The organism is Streptococcus rubneri (assembly GCF_004785935.1).
GTDB lineage: Bacteria > Bacillota > Bacilli > Lactobacillales > Streptococcaceae > Streptococcus > Streptococcus rubneri.
This window is the reverse complement of sequence record NZ_SRRP01000001.1, coordinates 1,200,188-1,217,944: the sequence shown is the minus strand read 5'-3', so window position 1 is coordinate 1,217,944 and position 17,757 is coordinate 1,200,188. Positions and strand designations below refer to the sequence as shown.

Below are 17,757 nucleotides of genomic sequence, written 5' to 3'. Positions count from 1 at the left end.
GGGAGGTGACCAATTGGGTTGCCTTCCTCCTTTAGATAAAGGAGTATTATATGGAGTTTCATAGTAAACAACGTTTTTCTATTCGAAAATATGCAGTTGGAGTAGCGTCAGTCCTCATTGGGCTTACCCTTGTCGGACCAATGGTAGCTGCAGATACAGTAAGCTCAGAAGAGCAAGTACAGACAGTCTCCGTGGTAGATGATGCCAAGGTGGATCTTGAAAAAGAGAAAACCGATCTTGTTACAGAATCAAGTAGTAAGTCGCTTCTATCAGAAGAGATAAGAGAAACCACTACATCTGATAAGGGACAAGAATTTAATGAAGAAAGAGCAGTAGAAGCTACTGCGATTATCGCCCCCAAAGAAAAACCAACAGTCGATCTTCCAACACCAACAGAGAAGATTGCTGAACCAGTAAGTTCGCCCAAGCCTTTTGTGACAAATCCAACGTCAACCCAAGAAAAAACAGAGGAAACGATACCTAACGGTTCAGAAGTTCCTTCTCCTAATGAATTGGATGAAGCGACTCCTGTCGAAGCTTTAGTTCGACTAAAAGAAGAAAAAGAGTCTGGTGAAGGGCTCCCTTCTTCTGAACTGGATAAGGCAAGGCGGATTGAGAAGACCAATCAAGAGCATGAGCAATTTTTAAAAGAACTAGAGAAACAATCGATTCGGTTTAAAAAACTCTATGATATCAATCTGTTATTTAGTGGACTAGCCTTAGAAACAACTTACGGTGATGCTAAGAAAATTCGGGGACTGGCGCGTGTGGATGCAGTGGATTATGCTCCGCTTGGTCGGACCAGAGTGGAGGATTCCCAGCCAGTTCCTGCCTCCCCAACTCCAAGTGTGACCAAGGTCAGTGAAGAAAATAGCTTGATTAACTTGCAACCTCTTTGGGATAAAGGTATCAAAGGCCAGGGACAGGTTGTAGCGGTTATCGATTCGGGGGTGGATCCAGCACACGACATTTTCCGCCTAACAGATATTAGTAAAGCAAAATTCAAGAGTGAAGCGGACATAGAGGAGGCCAAGAAAAAGGCTGGAATTTCTTATGGCAAGTGGTATAATAATAAGATTGTCTACGTTCACAACTATAGTGATATGAATGACAATGTTAAGGAAGACGATCCAATCTCTCACGGTGCCCACGTAGCAGGAACAGCAGTGGGAAATGCTTCTCAACCTTCCCCAAATGGTGAAATTATTCGAGGAGTTGCCCCAGAAGCTCAATTGATGTTTTTACGGGTCTTCTCAGATACCAAGGGGGGACAAGTTCAGAACTTTATTTATACTAAGGCTGTGGAAGATGCGGTTAAATTAGGTGCTGACTCCATCAATATGAGTTTGGGAACTGCATCTGGTTCGATTTATGATGTGGGAGAAATTACGCGCCAGGCTTTTGATGCTGCAAGAAAAGCTGGAGTAACCATTACGGTCGCATCTACCAATATGGCCACCAATGGCTTCTGGCACAGCAAGCCACTTGCAAGTACACCAGATTATGGAATGACAGGGACCCCATCCGTCAATCCAAATGTCATTTCAGTTGCTTCTATCAATAGTCTAACCAAGCATGAGTCGACCGAGGCTAGTGTAAGCGTTAAAGAGTTAGAAGGTTCAAAAGACTTCCCAGATGGAAAAATTCCAATGCACTCCTTTGTAGAACGAGACGCCTTTCGGACAACCATCCCTCAAAGTTATCTCCATGTTGAGAATGGAGGACTAGAAAATTATCAGGGAAATCAAGTAAATGGTCGTTTGGTATTAACAGAAAGAGGAGGCCAAGTTTCTGATCTCGAAAAGATTAAACAACTAAAAAGTGCAGGTGCAACAGGCATCATCTTCTATCAAACTAAAGAGCAGGGGGATACACCGACATCATTTGACCTGGAAGGATTGGGAGAACGCTTCCCAGTTGGGGTCATTGGACACCGTGCAGGAGAGCTTTTATCTCAGCATGCCGATAATTACCAGCTACATATTTCTAACAGCTTCAAACGAGTTCCGTACGATGCTGCTAAACAGATGTCAGACTTTTCATCCTGGGGGCTCTCAGCCGATGGGGACTTAAAACCAGATGTGACCTTACCAGGTGGCATGATCTATTCATCTGTCAATGATGGTGAATATTACATGGATAGAGGGACCAGTATGGCCTCTCCTCATGCGGCTGGTGCGACTGCTTTGGTCAAGCAAGCCCTGAAAGAACGCTTCCCTTATCTTAGTCCAGAACAGTTGCAAGTTCTTGTCAAACAAATGACCATGAGTACGGCTGTTCCACATGTGGATGAGGAAACCAAGGCTTATTCCTCAGTCCGTCAACAGGGAGCTGGAGTGATGGATGTCACAGCTGCAGCTCTAGGAGATCTCTATGTGACTGCAAAAGATGCGAAAAGCAGTCTAACACTTGGCAATGTCACTGATACCTTTGAGTTTGACGTAACCATCCACAATCTTTCCAATCAAGAGAAGTCGGTCCGCTATGAAACCACCCTTCAGACAGACCAAGTCCAGGATGGCAAATTCACCCTTCATCCTCGTCTGTTAGAAACCCTAGATGGCAAGGAAAGCATCACGATTCCAGCAAATGGACAGCGGACGATCCACGTGTCCATTGACGCGAGCAAGTACAAGGAAGAGCTCAGCAAGCAAATGCCAAATGGTTATTTCTTAGAAGGATATGTCTTAGTTAAAGATGCAGGCACGAAGCAACATTTAGTCAGTCTTCCTTATGTAGGTTTCCATGGAGATTATCAAAACTTACGTGGAATTGAAAAGCCAATTTATGAATATACAGGAACCGACAAACCTTTTTATTACTACAAGGACAAGACAGATTATCCAGATGAGAAAATTCCTGAAGTAGAAGAACGGCATCCAGATAATCATTTCACTTCTCTCATTAGCTACGTCTATGAAAATGGGGAATCTGTAGCCAAGACGCTTGGTCAAAATGGAGATCAATTTGATGGAGATCAACTCTACTTCTCACCAAATAATGACTCTAGTTTTGACACTGTGAAGGTCAAGGCCGTCATGCTTCGAAATGTTGAAAATGTCCATCTTTCTGTCTACAAAAAAGAAGACACGGAGCGAAAAGAAGCGATTTATGAGGTCGGAAATGAAGTTCACCGAAAGACGGACTGGAGTTACCGGAGTGGGAATCGCAGTGAGGAGTTTTATGAAATCTCATGGGAAGGCTTAGACAAAGATGGCCAACAACTCCCAGATGGGGAATATCAATTTGTCATCACTTATCGTCCGACTGCTTCTGGAGCCAAACAGCAAGAACTTAACTTCAAGGTTAAAATTGACAACACGGCTCCAAGCATTGAGACTGGAAGTGCTCACTATGACCCGCAGACTCGGATTTTCCGTCCAGGAAAGGTGATTGAAGCCGGCAGTGGACTAGCAGGAACTTATCTGTCCTATGTCAAGGACGGGGAAACAGTAGCCTTAGAACCTCAAGAGGATGGCAGATATCTGCTTCCAGAAGGGGTGGACCCCTCTACTGTTCGCTATACCATCTGGGATAAGGTCTACAATACAGCTGAGCTAGATATTCATGGCAATAAGGTGGTCGTAGCAGATACACCAAGCTCTGATTCGGAAAATAAAGAGGAAGATAAGCCAGGAGAGGGCAATACGGATCCTAAGAAAGCTGAAAAAGGATCTCTCGAACTTGTCTTCACAGATAGTAGTGGGGAAGCCGTAAGTTACTATCCTTCTATTGTCCGCTATCAAGTCTTTGATGATCAAGGTAGCGTCGTAGAAGGGGAGTTTAATGCCTCCTATAATGGAGGTACGTTCCCTGAACTTCCATTTGGGACCTATACTGCTAAGATCACACTTTCAGATTATCATTACGATTGGGGAACTGAACTGGTGAAGAGCATAACTGTTTCACCTGAAAATCCTCATCAAAAGATAACCTTTGCCTTCCGTTATCTCGATGAAAACAAACTCACAATTGGATTTGACAAGGCAGTTCCAGAAGGAACTATGGTCCAAGTAGTTGACGAGACAGGAGTTCTCCATAGCCTGCCTCAAAGTATCTATGATCTGACAAGTTTTGAAAGCATGCTTATGAATGGCAAATACCGCGTTCAAATTCAACTTCCGACCGGCTATCGAGCAACTGAGAACAACTTCCTTTACGAAGTGACGAACAAGATTAATCGCTATGTTCTCTCTTACTTGAAAGAAGCCATGCTTCCTACACCAAGTCCTAGTCCATATATCCCAAGTGAAGGAATAGGAAATACAGGATATCACACCGAGAAGCTGACTCCTTTCGTAGCAAAAGAGAAAGAGAATCCGGCTGTCGCAAGCAGTCCAGTAGTGGAAGAAGCAAGTGTGAAAACCATCGCAGTAACCTACCATACTGGCGCTAGCGTCAAAGAAGAAGGAACCAGTACCCTTCCAAAAACAGGACAAGATGAGCTTGCTTCCCTTCTTCTTAGTCTGTTTGGAATGACCTCTCTTGCCTTGGCAGGAATGCTTATCAGCAAAAAGCGTGAAGAAAACTAATCAAAAAAGGAAGATGCCTCTCTAGGAGGGCTTCCTTTTTTGCTACATTTTAAAAAGAAACGAGAAAAATGTCGTAGCCTATATGGACTACGACAAATGCTTAATAATTGATTAAGTGGTCATTCCCGCTTTCTCGTTGACCCAGACACTGCGGACAAAGAAGATGCTGATGAGAGCAAGGGCTAGGAAGATCCCTGCGACATAATAGTAAGGTTGGTCGAGAGTTGTTGAACGACCAGATAGGTTGACAATTCCTCGGTAGAGGGCTCCTGCAGTTGCCGTGGCAACTGCAGAGTTCCAAAGATTGAGAGTGATTCGAGAAAGGCCTTTTACCACTATTTGCAGAGTCACTAGCAAGGCACCACCAATTAAAGGGATCAAGAAGAGATAGTGCATGAAGGCAGAGGTTTCCCCAAAACTAAAGTGTTCGTAGATGCGACTTCCGACAAAGAAAAATGCTGAGATTAGAGTGTACCAGAGGATGGTCTTTTTCAACCGTTGTTTGATAGGATTAGTAACCGATGTAGACAATGTCACTCACCGCCCTTTCTGAGATAGTACCATTTGTTGTTGGTTTGTTCATAACTTGGCCATTGAAGTAAAGAGTAGAAGATCCACCACCATCCAGGTTGTAGGCTGTTTTGACGCCATACGATTTCATCACTTCGGCTAATTGGTAGAGGGAGAGACCTTCACTTTCTGAAGTCCGTCCATCTGATACGACGATGATGTAGTGATTCTCATCGATGATCCCGATGGCTGTTCGTGGGTTAGAAGACATGGATTGCCCCACCTCTGAGTTAGTATCGACGGTAATTTCTCCATCTTCAACTAAGGAAGGACCGAAAGCGAGGAGATTGACGACGCCATCTTCGACTAATTGATCGGCAGAGATTTCGTCTTCGTAGATAATTTTGAAGGAACCATCCTTGTAAATGGCTAAGTCGCCATTGCTAGAGTCTTCACGAACCGTATCGCGATAAACCACTCCGTTTCGGATGACATAGCCGGTGCTATTAGCTCCGTAGTAGTCTCCATTGACGGCTAGAATGGCATTATTCTCAGCTGCAGTGACAGAGGTCTTAGCTGTCACGTTTGTTCCATAGGTATTTTGGGCTAGAGCCGTCTTGAGATAGTCTGAAGAGCTAACCGTAATATCTGCAATGTAAACCTGGGTGTTTTCGACTGTTTTTTCTGTCAGGCTTACCTGGATATTGTCATCGGAGTAACTGGTATCTGTAGTGGTAGCAGTTGCTGCAGCTTGTTCAGCAGCTTTACTATCAGTTGTTGTTGCTTTAACTGCTTGGATAGCATCTGATAAGACAAAGGTCTTGAGTATAGAATAGCTGAAGGAGCTTGTTAGCAGGATACCAAAACAAGCAGCATAGGTATACGATTTTTTAAAGAATTTCATGAGTAGGTTCAGTCCTTTCCTTGAAAATAATTTTTTTCTGAATCAGCCATGAGACGACGAAAAGCAAGAGTCCGACGATCACTTTGCTGAGGAGCAAATGGAGACCGAAGCTTGTATAGAAGAGTCGAATCAAGAGGGTATCGAGAATAAAGAGTCCAATCGCAAGTCCCAAGTAACCACTTCCGGTTCGAGCCAGGCTGTCTTTGTTCTTAAAGACGAAACGTTTGTTGGTCGAGTAGTTAAAGATAGAGCTAGCCACACGAGCAATCCCGTTTGCAAGGAGGATCCGAAGGCTAATCGGCACAGCCATCATCACGAACAGGAAGAAGGCGTAGACCAGATAGTCAACGATAAAGCTACTCAGGGAGGAGAGGGCAAATTTAAACATGTCCTTGTAGATCATAAGGCCGTCTCGAATAGGGCGGAAGTGGGACCCTTCATTGTCATTGATATAGACTGTTTCGATCGGAACTTCCAAGATGGGGAAGGATTTACTAGCTGCGAGGAGAACATTCATTTCGTACTCATACCGTTGTCCCTCAATTTCTAACATAAAGGGAATCATGTTGGTTGTAAAGGCTCGAAGGCCAGTCTGGGTATCTGTCACAGCGACCCCTGTTTGTTGCTTGAATAAGAAGCGGGTCAATTTATTTCCGAATGCAGAACGCAAGGGAACCTTTCCTGAAAAGGCGCGTGCCCCTAGAATCAATTGATTCGGATTATCTTGCGACTGGTCGGCCACGCGGAAGATATCCCAAACCTTATGTTGGCCATCGGCATCGGCAGTGATGACTGTTCCGTATTGCCCTTGCTCTTGAATGTAGGTGTAGGCTGTTTTGAGAGCCCCTCCTTTTCCAAGGTTCACTTCGTGGTGAAGGACTGTAGCTAATCCGTCTAATTTTTCAAAAATAGCCTGGCACTCCTCAGAACTACCATCGTCCACAACGATAATGGAGAAGTCACATTTTTCTCTCAGTTTTTTCACCAGTTTGAGAAGTTTTTGATCGGGTTGATAAGCGGGGATGACTAAATAATTCATAACCGTTCCTCGTTTCTTGTTTGTGATGAAGGTAGTATAACGGCCCTTTCTTAAATCTAACTGATATCAGTTTTCTTTAAGGAAAGGAGGAGATTTCCTTACTGTATAAAAACTAGAGAAAATAATAGAAGAAAAATAAATCTTCTCGAAAAGTATCAAGGGAAGGTATTTTTACTTGCCTTCTATCCTAAAGTCTGGTATAATAGTTTCTTGTGAGCAAACCTCACTTACCCCTTGCAAAGACTTGGGGTCATTAGACCAAAAGGAGGAACATATCAATGGCTAAATACGAAATTCTTTATATTATTCGTCCAAACATTGAAGAAGAAGCTAAAAACGCTTTGGTAGCACGCTTTGACTCTATCTTGACTGACAACGGTGCAACTGTTGTTGAATCAAAAGATTGGGAAAAACGTCGTCTTGCATACGAAATCCAAGATTTACGTGAAGGACTTTACCACATCGTAAACGTTGAAGCGAACGACGATGCAGCTCTTAACGAGTTCGACCGTCTTTCAAAAATCAACGGTGACATTCTTCGTCACATGATCGTAAAAGTTGACGCGTAAGCCCTAACGAATAAAGAAGGTGACTAATGATTAACAATGTTGTACTTGTAGGTCGTATGACTCGAGATGCTGAACTTCGATATACCCCTCAAAATCAGGCTGTTGCGACATTCTCACTCGCGGTTAACCGTAATTTTAAAAACCAAAATGGTGAACGAGATGCGGACTTTATCAACTGTGTGATTTGGCGTCAACAAGCTGAAAATTTAGCGAATTGGGCTAAAAAGGGTGCCTTAGTTGGGATTACAGGTCGTATCCAGACTCGTAATTATGAGAATCAGCAAGGTCAACGTGTTTATGTCACTGAAGTCGTAGCGGACAGCTTCCAATTGTTGGAAAGCCGCGCGAATCGTGAAGGACAAGCTGGTGGAGGCTATGCTTCAGCTGGAGGTTTTGCAGGAAATGCAGCTCCAAGCTTTGGAGGATCTGAACCATCGAACGCAACACCAAACTTTGGACGTGATGACAATCCATTCGGAGCTAATCCAATGGACATCTCGGATGACGATCTACCATTCTAAGAATGGGTTTAACGAATTAAAACTATAAAGGAGAAATAAACATGGCTCAACAACGTCGTGGCGGATTCAAACGCCGTAAAAAAGTTGATTACATCGCAGCAAACAAAATTGAATATGTTGATTACAAAGATACTGAGCTTCTTAGCCGTTTCGTTTCAGAACGTGGGAAAATCCTTCCTCGTCGTGTAACTGGAACTTCAGCGAAGAACCAACGTAAAGTAACAACAGCTATCAAACGCGCTCGCGTAATGGCTTTGATGCCTTTCGTAAACGAAGATTAAAAAAGAGGTCCGGGTGGACCTCTTTTTCACGAGCTTGGAAATGTGATAGCGAGTTGAGGTCCGGTGGACCTCTTTTTCATGAGCTTGAAAACAAGAAAGCGAATTAAGACCCTTACGGGTCTTTTTTTCACGAGCTTGGAAATGTGAGAGCGAGTTGAGGTCCGGTGGACCTCTTTTTCATGAGCTTGAAAACAGGAAAGCGAATTAAGCCCTTTACGGGTCTTTTTTTCACGAGCCTGGAAATGTGAGAGCGAGTTGAGGTTCGGGTGGACCTCTTTGACCTTTCCCTAGCTCTAATCGTGTTATAATGTGGGAAGAAATGTATCAAGGAGGGAACTATGAAGGAAGGTGTAATCATCAGGAGGATGATAAAGGCAGATATTGAGCACATCTCTCAAGCTTTTATCCACCAAGGGTGGCCGGGTAGAAAGGATATCTTGACTAGCTATTTTCAGGAGCAGGAGAATAGAGAGAGGGACGTATTAGTAGCTGAGTCGGATGGATTTGTGGCAGGCTATATCACTATATTGCCTGCTGCCAAGCACGGCCCTTTCGTGGGAGTCTATCCTGAACTATCTGATTTTAATGTTTTTGAACCATTTAGAAATCGAGGGATTGGGAATCAACTCTTAGAGGAGGCAGAAAAAAGAGTCTGGCTACTATCAGAGATTGTTACTTTAGGGGTTGGTTTACACTCGGGTTATGGCCCAGCTCAAAGACTGTATGTCAAACGGGGCTATATCCCAGATGGATCTGGGGTTTGGTTTAGGGATCACCCCTTGGCCCCTTACAGTTCTTGTGAAAACAATGATGACTTAGTCCTCTATTTTTCAAAAAGATTGAACAATGATATGCAGTAAAATAATGCTCCATAATTCTTACAGTGGTTTTACCCACCCACAAAAATTATAGAATTAGATTAATTTGTCAGACTTGCCTTTGGGCAGGTTTTTTGTTTGTCTATTAACTATATTTTATGTGAAAGTAACTTTTTTAGTTGCTTCTATCAATTAAAAATAAAACTCCATTTAATATAAAAATATTTTACTTATTTAAATTGACACCTTATAAATAAAGAGTTATAATACCCTAGAAAGGTAAGCGCTATCACAAGGAGGTGTCCATTTATGTTTGAAATTCATAACCTATCCATTAAGTATGGCAAAAAAACATTGTTGCTTCCAACATCTCTAAAGTTCAAAGAGGGAAAATTATATACAATTTATGGAAAATCAGGTGTTGGAAAATCCTCGTTGTTGAATAAAATTGGACTGATTTCGGAGTATGATCCTAAAGTAACTTATATTTACGATGGTTCTAAAATTGATACGAGTAACAAGAAGGTTGTTTCATCCTTTATTGCGCAAAATATTGCTTTTATATTTCAAAGTCATAATCTAATAAAAGACTTGACTGTGTATGATAATTTGAAAATTTCTTTAAATTTTTTCAAATTATCAACTAAAGAAATAGAAGATAAAATTGACAATATTCTAAGTGAGTTAGGAATTTTAGAATTGAAGGATGTATATCCAGAGGATTTATCAGGGGGAGAAGAACAACGTGTTGCAATTGCTAGAGGGATGATAACAGATAAGAGTATTATTTTAGCTGATGAACCTACAAATTCTTTGGATTCTGAAAATAGAGAGATTGTTTCATCTTTACTGGTAAAACTTGCAAACAAGTATAATAAAATTGTTATTGTGGTATCTCATGATGAATATGTTATTAATAAAGGAGATATAAAGCTACATTTTGAAGACCAAAAAATAATTGGAATGAAAGAAGAGCCAGGTTGTAATTCTCAAGAAGAGTGGCATGCTAGTAAATTAAAAAAACATATTAGATTAAAGGTCCAAAAGAAAAGAAAGGTGCCTCCTTTACCTGTACTTTTATTAATATTAATTTCCTTCACAGTTTCTCTTGCAGTTGGTTCTATAAATATTCAATCATTATTTTCTTCTAAGTATCAGAGATTAATTAGTAATTCATTAGAAAATGGTTTCTTGGTTATTAATGATTCCATAGGACTTGGAACAAGTAAGGTAATTGATGATTTCCAATCAATATCAAATAAGGAAATACATCAAATTTCTGATAGCAGTAATGTGTACAAATTGGAACCATATATTGAATTTCCTAGTATGGGAATAACTTTCGAAAATGCTGAAAACTATTTAAAAATGAGTCGAGATTTTTCACCAAGTTTGTCTATTAATGGTAAGAATATTCATTTATCCAAGAATTACAGTGTGCAACCGTTATTTGATACGAATACGACTCAGAGACAGATAAAATACTTTGATAGGACTACGAATAGGGGAATATTTGTTTCAGAATCATTTATCAAAGAACAAAAACTAGAAGACATTGTAGCTGGATCAGAGATGACACTCACATATTATGTCCCAATTAATATCTATGAATCCCATATAGATAAAGAAGGAAGGCATTATAAATCTGATGGGGACCTATATGTGAAAGAGGAACAAACGTTTAAAATACTTGGGATCGTAAAAGAAGAGTATCCGTTTAGCTATTCTGTAAATGATAGCACCTTATTCATGACGAGTGATGAGATGCTGAAAATACAGAGCAAATATGTAGGTGCAGAAAGCAAACAGAGAGAAACAATTGATGATCTCCTTGTAAAAGAATGGGCACCAAGTGCAGTACATGTTACTGTAAAGGATAGCAAAGATGTCCCTCAAGAAATTAATCGTATTAAAAAAATTTCGGATAAATTTTCGATTGTTTCGTCTTTTGAGAATTATAAAGAATTTAATAAAGGTTTAAACTACATAAAAAACTTCTTGCTAATTATTTCGTTTGTCATGCTTTTGCTTGTAGTTGCAATCTTATCTTTTGTCTTCTATTTAATAAATAGAAGTAGAAAATACGAAGTTGGCGTATTAAAGGCTATGGGATACAGTACAAAACATGTTTTTAGATTATTTATTCTCGAGTTATTTAATTATGGAAAGAAAATAATTACTTTATCAAGTATTCTGCTTTTAATACTAACTATATTAGCTATTCAAATGTTTCAATTAGAAGTAGTTGATATCATTCATTTCTATCTAACTTCTATAATTTCATTAATTTTCCTTACATTTGCTGTATTAATGATTAGTGGGCTCATTCCTATCTATATGACAGGAAAACAGCCTATTGTTGATGCTATTCGTAAGAATAGATAAATTGATTGGCATAATGGCCAAATACAATAAGTAATCGTTCAACAAGGACGTCATATATTCCTTATGGTCAGCGAGCCAACGGATCTGTAATAATCGGTGTAGGAGTAAACTCTACGTGGAGAGCCGTTAACCTATGGGGAGGTCAGCATTATTATTCTCTAGATTTTTAGATTTTCTTAAGGTTAGATAGGATGAGTGATTCACCGCTGGATAAACAGCGGTGAGTTTTTTTATCCCCCATAATCAGGAGAATAGTGATGTTTCTTTTCTTTTATGACAATCTTTATTCCATAACGATCCGTCAATTTGACCATTTGCCATAGATTAGAAAGGTTTATCCAAATTTTTTTTGAGAGTTGTTTTACATATCCTTGTTTTCTAGTTTCATAGAGCTAAACGTTATTCTCATAAGTCAATCTCATAATAAAAACACCCCAAAAATTAGATTTTTCTGTCTAACTTTTGAGGTGTCGTTTAAAGTTCATCCGTTTCTTTTTAGCGTCGTTGAGGTGCTGTATTGGCACTCTTGATATTGTATTTTTTCTTCAAATAGTAGCGAAGGAGAAGAGCCCCACCACCGAGTAAGAGCATGAACCAGTTCGGTACACGAGGGTTGAGGAATTGTGGAAGTAGAGAAGTGACCATGAGAATCACAACCCAAAGGATCATCGCTAAGATTAAGATAGGGAGTGACTTGGTTAAAGCAGGCCGTTTCATTCCACGTTTAGAAACTTCGTAGTATTGGTAGAAGTAGTAATACATCAAATAGAGCACAACACCACCAGCCAAGCTACCAAGAGTCAAAGTGAGGAGTCCATAAGTGGTTCCCTGAGGTGCAAAAAGGTTCATGAAGGCTGAAATCGCAGCAAAGAGACCAAAGACGAAGAGGAAGGAATCCAGAATCATGAGGTGAGGAGCGTCATTCTCTTTTGGATGTTCTTTTTCAAAACGCTCTTTATTACTAAAAGCATTGGCCCAAACGGTAGGAGCACCAAATAGAGTTCTTGCTGTCACTCCTTTGGGTTGGTTTTCAAAGATGGTCGGAAGAATCTCTTCGATGAGGCTGGTTGCCTCCTCTTCTGTTTTGCCATTTTCAATCAATTGGTGTTTTGCGATACGTACGAATTCTTGGTTTTTTTTACTTAATTGGGTCAAATCAAATTGTGACATAAATACTCCTTAGTGTTATGGTTGCTTTTAGAACCATTTTTTATGAATAAGGTAGACGACGAGGGATCCGGTCATGGCGAAGGCAATAAAGATAATGAGCCAGAAAGCATGAGGTTCACCATTGAGGGGAAGATCATTGTTTTTAAAGTTCATCCCGTAGGCCGAGAAAATCATGGTTGGGATGGACATGACGATGGTCACCATGGCCAAGGTTTTCATGATGTTGTTCTGGTTGTTGGAGATGATTGATGCAAAGGTGTCGGTCATGGAGTGGAGGATGTTTCCATAAATATCCGCCATCTCAATGGCCTGTTGAGTCTCGATCAAGGTATCTTCCAACAAGTCCTCGTCTTCCAGGTATTTCTTAATATTGCTGGTAGCGCTGGTTAATTTTTTAATCACGCGCTCATTAGTTTTCAGAGAGGCCTTGAAGTAGACGATGGTCTTTTCCAGCTCCATCAGTTCAATCAGTTCTTCGTTTCGAGTCGACTTGTGCAGTTGACTTTCAATCTGTTCACTCTTGCGATCCAAGGTACGAAGCGCGGTCAAGTAAAGCTCGGCATTTCGATAAAGGATCTGAAAGATAAAGCGAGACCGCATGAAGGTATAGAAATTCCGCAAGCGACGATTGATAAAGGTGTCTAGGAGAGGCAACTCTTCCAAACAAGTGGTGATGATAGCCTCTTCTGTTAGGATGATTCCCAAAGGGATGGTGACATAGTAGGTCTGATTGTTCCGCTCTTCCTTGATGGGAACGTCCACGATGATCAAGGTATACTCATCTTCGATGGTCATACGGGACATTTCTTCCGCATCGAGTGGTGCCCGTAAGTCGGCAATATCAATATTAAAAGCAGAGGCGATTTCCATTGATTCACTTTGGGAAGGATTGACAAGGTTGATCCAGCTACCGGGTTCCAGTGTCTCTATTTCTTTAAATTCAGTCGTTGTTGATAAAAAGACCTGTTTCATGGTGCCTCCCCTTGTTTTTTTACACCTTAACATTATAACAGAAAAAGCACGCTTTTGGATAAAAGAATGCTGAAAAATTTGATATAATGAAGGATAAATAAATTGATGAAAAGTGGAAGAAATGCTCGATAAAATTGTCATTCATGGAGCGCGTGCTCATAATTTAAAAAATATTGATGTTGAAATTCCTCGAGATAAGCTAGTGGTGGTCACTGGTCTATCAGGTTCGGGGAAATCGAGCTTAGCCTTTGACACTCTCTATGCAGAAGGACAAAGACGCTATGTAGAGAGCCTGTCAGCCTATGCTCGTCAGTTTTTAGGAAACATGGAAAAACCCGATGTGGACTCGATTGATGGCTTAAGTCCAGCCATTTCCATTGACCAAAAAACAACCAGCAAAAATCCGCGGTCAACGGTTGGAACGACAACTGAAATCAACGATTACTTACGTCTTTTATATGCTCGTGTGGGGACTCCCTACTGTATCAATGGGCATGGAGCGATTACGGCTTCTTCAGTTGAGCAAATTGTTGACCAAGTTTTGGAATTGCCAGAGCGCCAACGCCTGCAAATCTTAGCTCCCATTGTTCGTAAGAAAAAAGGCCAACATAAGAACATCATCGAAAAGGTGCGAAAAGACGGCTATGTCCGGGTGCGTGTGGATGGTGAGATCTTTGATGTGACAGAGGTCCCGGAGTTATCCAAAAGCCAACAGCACACGATTGAGGTTGTCGTAGATCGGATTGTGATCAAAGACGGCATTCGTTCTCGTCTCTTTGACTCGGTAGAAGCAGCCCTTCGAATTGCGGATGGCTACGTAGTCATCGATACCATGGATGATAATGAACTGCTCTTTTCAGAGCATTATGCTTGCCCGGTATGTGGCTTTACCGTCCCTGAATTGGAACCTCGTCTCTTTTCATTTAATGCCCCCTTTGGCTCTTGTCCAGATTGTGATGGACTAGGGATCAAGCTAGAGGTGGACTTGGATTTAGTTGTTCCAGATTCTAGCAAGACTCTCCGTGAAGGAGCGCTTGCACCATGGAATCCGATTTCTTCTAACTACTATCCTCAGATGTTGGAGCAGGCCATGATCCAGTTTGGGATTGATATGGATAAGCCGTTTGAGGACTTGTCTTCAGAAGACCAGCAGTTGATTTTTTATGGGTCAGAGGGCAAGGAATTCCATTTCCATTATGAGAATGAATTTGGTGGGGTTCGCGATATTGACATTCCTTTTGAAGGGGTCGTCACCAACATCAATCGCCGCTACCATGAAACGTCTAGTGACTTCACCCGTAATCAGATGTTGTCCTACATGAATGAATTGACTTGTGCCACTTGCCATGGTTATCGTTTGAATGACCATGCCTTGTCTGTCCGGGTAGGAGGAGAGAAGGGACTCCATATCGGGCAAATCTCTGACTTGTCTATTGAGGACCATCTTAAGGTGATTGCCGATCTCAAATTAACCAAGAATGAAGAGACCATTGCTCGTCCGATTCTTAAAGAGGTGAAAGATCGCTTGAGCTTTTTGAACAATGTTGGCTTGAGCTATCTGACCCTATCTCGCTCAGCCGGGACTCTATCTGGGGGAGAGAGTCAGCGGATTCGCTTGGCGACCCAAATTGGATCCAATCTCTCAGGTGTCCTCTATATCCTGGATGAGCCTTCAATCGGCCTCCATCAAAGGGACAATGACCGCTTAATTGCCAGTCTTAAGAAGATGCGGGATTTGGGCAATACCTTGATCGTCGTCGAACACGATGAGGATACCATGAGAGAAGCTGATTACTTGATTGACGTCGGTCCAGGAGCCGGTGTCTTTGGAGGTGAGATTGTTGCGGCTGGAACGCCTAAGCAGGTAGCCCGCAATAGCAAATCTATCACTGGTCAGTATCTTTCTGGCAAACGGGCCATTCCAGTGCCAACGGAACGACGGGTAGGCAACGGACGCTTTATCGAGCTGACAGGGGCCGCTGAAAACAACTTAAAAGAGGTGACAGCACGCTTCCCTCTGGGCAAGTTCATTGCTGTCACTGGCGTTTCTGGCTCAGGGAAGTCAACCTTGGTCAACAGTATTTTGAAAAAAACGCTGGCGCAAAAATTGAATCGCAATTCAGAAAAACCAGGGAAATACAAAACTATTTCAGGTGTCGAGCACATTGATCGATTGATTGATATCGACCAAAGTCCGATTGGCCGCACTCCACGCTCCAATCCAGCTACCTATACAGGTGTATTTGACGACATTCGCGATCTCTTTGCCCAAACCAATGAAGCCAAGATTAGAGGCTACAAAAAAGGCCGTTTTAGTTTCAACGTTAAAGGAGGCCGGTGTGAGGCTTGTTCGGGAGATGGGATCATCAAGATTGAGATGCATTTCTTACCGGATGTCTATGTACCGTGTGAAGTCTGCCATGGACGACGCTACAATAGTGAAACCCTAGAAGTTCACTATAAAGAAAAGAATATCTCCCAGGTTTTGGACATGACCGTCAATGATGCGGTGGATTTCTTTAAACATATTCCAAAGATCAATCGCAAATTACAAACCATCAAGGATGTCGGCTTGGGCTATGTGACCTTGGGACAGCCGGCAACGACACTTTCAGGAGGAGAAGCCCAGCGGATGAAGTTGGCTTCTGAGCTTCATAAGCGTTCGACAGGTAAGTCTTTTTATATTTTGGATGAGCCGACAACAGGTCTTCATACCGAAGACATCTCTCGTTTGCTCAAGGTCTTGGAACGCTTTGTGGATGATGGCAATACCGTTTTGGTCATTGAGCACAACTTGGACGTGATTAAGACAGCGGACCATATCATCGACTTAGGACCTGAAGGTGGAGTCGGTGGTGGTACCATTATTGCGACAGGAACACCAGAAGAGGTAGCTAGCAATCCAGTTAGCTTTACAGGACAGTATTTGAAAGGGAAATTACAATGAACCAACGAATTACAAATCTACGAACTAAAATGAAGGCACAGGATTTAAAAGCTGTCCTCATTAACAACTTAAAAAATGTTTACTATTTGACAGGTTTCTGGGGATCGAACGGGACTGTTTTGGTGACAGAAGAGCGCGTGGTCCTCTTTACAGATTCTCGCTATACCATTCATGCCCATGCGACTTGTTTCCCCTTTGTGGAGATTGTTGAAACCCGCAATGAATTGGAAGAAGCGGCAAAAATAGTCAAAGATGCAGCGATCCAAGAACTTGGCTTTGAGGATGAGATCACAGTTGCCTATCATACTCGTCTGGCGACAGCTTTCTCAGGAGTCTCTCTAAGAGCCTTGTCTGATTTTGTGATGGAGTTTCGTTTGATTAAGGATGAGACAGAAGTGGCAACCATCCGCAAGGCCTGCAGTATTTCAGATCAAGCCTTCCTAGATGTGCTCGAGTTTATCAAGGTTGGTCAAACAACAGAGTTAGAAGCTGCGACCTTCCTGGATTTCAGAATGCGGGAATTGGGAGCGTCAGGTGTATCCTTTGATATCATCTCCGCTGCGGGAGAGCGCTCTGCCATGCCTCATGCGACTCCAAGTGATCGCATTATCTCTGCGGGGGATGCCTTGACCTTGGACTTTGGCTGTCTTTACAACCATTACGTGAGTGATATGACCCGGACCATTTATGCAGGTCATGTCAGTGATAAGGAAAGAGAGATTTACGAAACGGTCTTGAAAGCCAACCAAGCTCTCATTTCTGAAGCCAAGGCTGGACTAGGTTTCCGTGAGTTTGATAAAATTCCTCGAGACATTATCGAGGCGGCAGGATACGGCCAGTACTTTACTCATGGCATTGGTCATGGAATTGGCTTGGACATCCATGAAGAGCCTTATTTCAGCCAAACTTCCAAAGAAGTCATCAAGGCGGGGATGGTCTTGACAGATGAGCCAGGAATCTATATTGAAGGCCTATCAGGGGTCCGGATTGAAGATGATCTCCTGATTACGGAAACTGGCTGTGAAGTCTTGACCCTTGCGCCAAAAGAATTGATTGTGATCTAAGGAATTTTGCAGAGACAGATTTGAGAAATCTGAGCTTTTGTGATA

Annotated in this window: 13 protein-coding genes; 8 read left to right on the top strand and 5 right to left on the bottom strand. The window is 41.9% G+C overall.

Annotated features, from left to right (window positions below; all coding sequences use genetic code 11):
* The first annotated feature begins 50 nt into the window (after nt 1–50).
* Complete coding sequence (locus E5S68_RS06115) at nt 51–4,532, top strand: SGO_0316/SGO_0317 family LPXTG-anchored serine peptidase (protein ID WP_135782770.1); 4,482 nt, start codon at nt 51–53, stop codon at nt 4,530–4,532.
* 111 nt (nt 4,533–4,643) lie between these two features.
* On the opposite strand, the gene E5S68_RS06110 is transcribed toward E5S68_RS06115, so the two are convergent.
* Genes E5S68_RS06110 through E5S68_RS06100 form a run of 3 tightly spaced genes read right to left on the bottom strand, consistent with a single transcriptional unit; the run spans nt 4,644 to nt 6,985 of the window.
* Complete coding sequence (locus E5S68_RS06110; protein ID WP_135782769.1) at nt 4,644–5,063, bottom strand: hypothetical protein; 420 nt, start codon at nt 5,061–5,063, stop codon at nt 4,644–4,646.
* On the bottom strand, nt 5,044–5,946 hold the full coding sequence (locus E5S68_RS06105; protein ID WP_135782768.1) for a phosphodiester glycosidase family protein: 903 nt from the start codon (nt 5,944–5,946) through the stop codon (nt 5,044–5,046). Before E5S68_RS06105 ends, E5S68_RS06110 begins: the two co-directional genes overlap by 20 nt.
* Nucleotides 5,933–6,985: a bifunctional glycosyltransferase family 2/GtrA family protein gene (locus E5S68_RS06100; protein ID WP_135782767.1), complete on the bottom strand. Its 1,053-nt coding sequence runs from the start codon at nt 6,983–6,985 to the stop codon at nt 5,933–5,935. Before E5S68_RS06100 ends, E5S68_RS06105 begins: the two co-directional genes overlap by 14 nt.
* Before the next feature lie 278 nt (nt 6,986–7,263).
* On the opposite strand from E5S68_RS06100, the gene rpsF reads away from it, so the two are divergent.
* The 5 genes from rpsF to E5S68_RS06075 all read left to right on the top strand — a co-directional run bounded on the left by rpsF (nt 7,264) and on the right by E5S68_RS06075 (nt 11,559).
* On the top strand, nt 7,264–7,554 hold the full coding sequence (gene rpsF, locus E5S68_RS06095) for a 30S ribosomal protein S6 (protein WP_135782766.1): 291 nt from the start codon (nt 7,264–7,266) through the stop codon (nt 7,552–7,554).
* A 26-nt stretch (nt 7,555–7,580) separates the two neighbouring features.
* Complete coding sequence (locus E5S68_RS06090) at nt 7,581–8,075, top strand: single-stranded DNA-binding protein (protein WP_006595680.1); 495 nt, start codon at nt 7,581–7,583, stop codon at nt 8,073–8,075.
* 41 nt (nt 8,076–8,116) lie between these two features.
* The gene (gene rpsR / locus E5S68_RS06085) at nt 8,117–8,356 is read left to right on the top strand and encodes a 30S ribosomal protein S18 (protein ID WP_000068664.1); all 240 of its coding nucleotides are present in this window, start codon (nt 8,117–8,119) and stop codon (nt 8,354–8,356) included.
* Nucleotides 8,357–8,694: 338 nt separating this feature from the next.
* Nucleotides 8,695–9,216: a GNAT family N-acetyltransferase gene (locus tag E5S68_RS06080; RefSeq protein ID WP_135782765.1), complete on the top strand. Its 522-nt coding sequence runs from the start codon at nt 8,695–8,697 to the stop codon at nt 9,214–9,216.
* Nucleotides 9,217–9,483: 267 nt separating this feature from the next.
* A complete protein-coding gene (locus E5S68_RS06075; protein WP_135782764.1) occupies nt 9,484–11,559 on the top strand; it encodes an ABC transporter ATP-binding protein/permease in 2,076 nt (691 codons plus the stop codon).
* A 495-nt stretch (nt 11,560–12,054) separates the two neighbouring features.
* Here E5S68_RS06075 and E5S68_RS06065 read toward each other — a convergent pair whose 3' ends face one another.
* Nucleotides 12,055–12,729: a DUF1129 family protein gene (locus E5S68_RS06065; RefSeq protein WP_135782763.1), complete on the bottom strand. Its 675-nt coding sequence runs from the start codon at nt 12,727–12,729 to the stop codon at nt 12,055–12,057.
* A gap of 27 nt (nt 12,730–12,756) precedes the next feature.
* On the bottom strand, nt 12,757–13,701 hold the full coding sequence (locus E5S68_RS06060; protein ID WP_135782762.1) for a magnesium transporter CorA family protein: 945 nt from the start codon (nt 13,699–13,701) through the stop codon (nt 12,757–12,759).
* Nucleotides 13,702–13,822: 121 nt separating this feature from the next.
* Here E5S68_RS06060 and uvrA point away from each other — a divergent pair, with 121 nt between their 5' ends.
* Both uvrA and E5S68_RS06050 read left to right on the top strand, forming a co-directional pair.
* On the top strand, nt 13,823–16,648 hold the full coding sequence (gene uvrA, locus E5S68_RS06055) for an excinuclease ABC subunit UvrA (protein WP_135782761.1): 2,826 nt from the start codon (nt 13,823–13,825) through the stop codon (nt 16,646–16,648).
* Nucleotides 16,645–17,712: a M24 family metallopeptidase gene (locus E5S68_RS06050; protein ID WP_135782760.1), complete on the top strand. Its 1,068-nt coding sequence runs from the start codon at nt 16,645–16,647 to the stop codon at nt 17,710–17,712. The genes uvrA and E5S68_RS06050 overlap by 4 nt, the downstream gene beginning before the upstream one ends.
* The last annotated feature ends 45 nt before the right edge of the window (nt 17,713–17,757 follow it).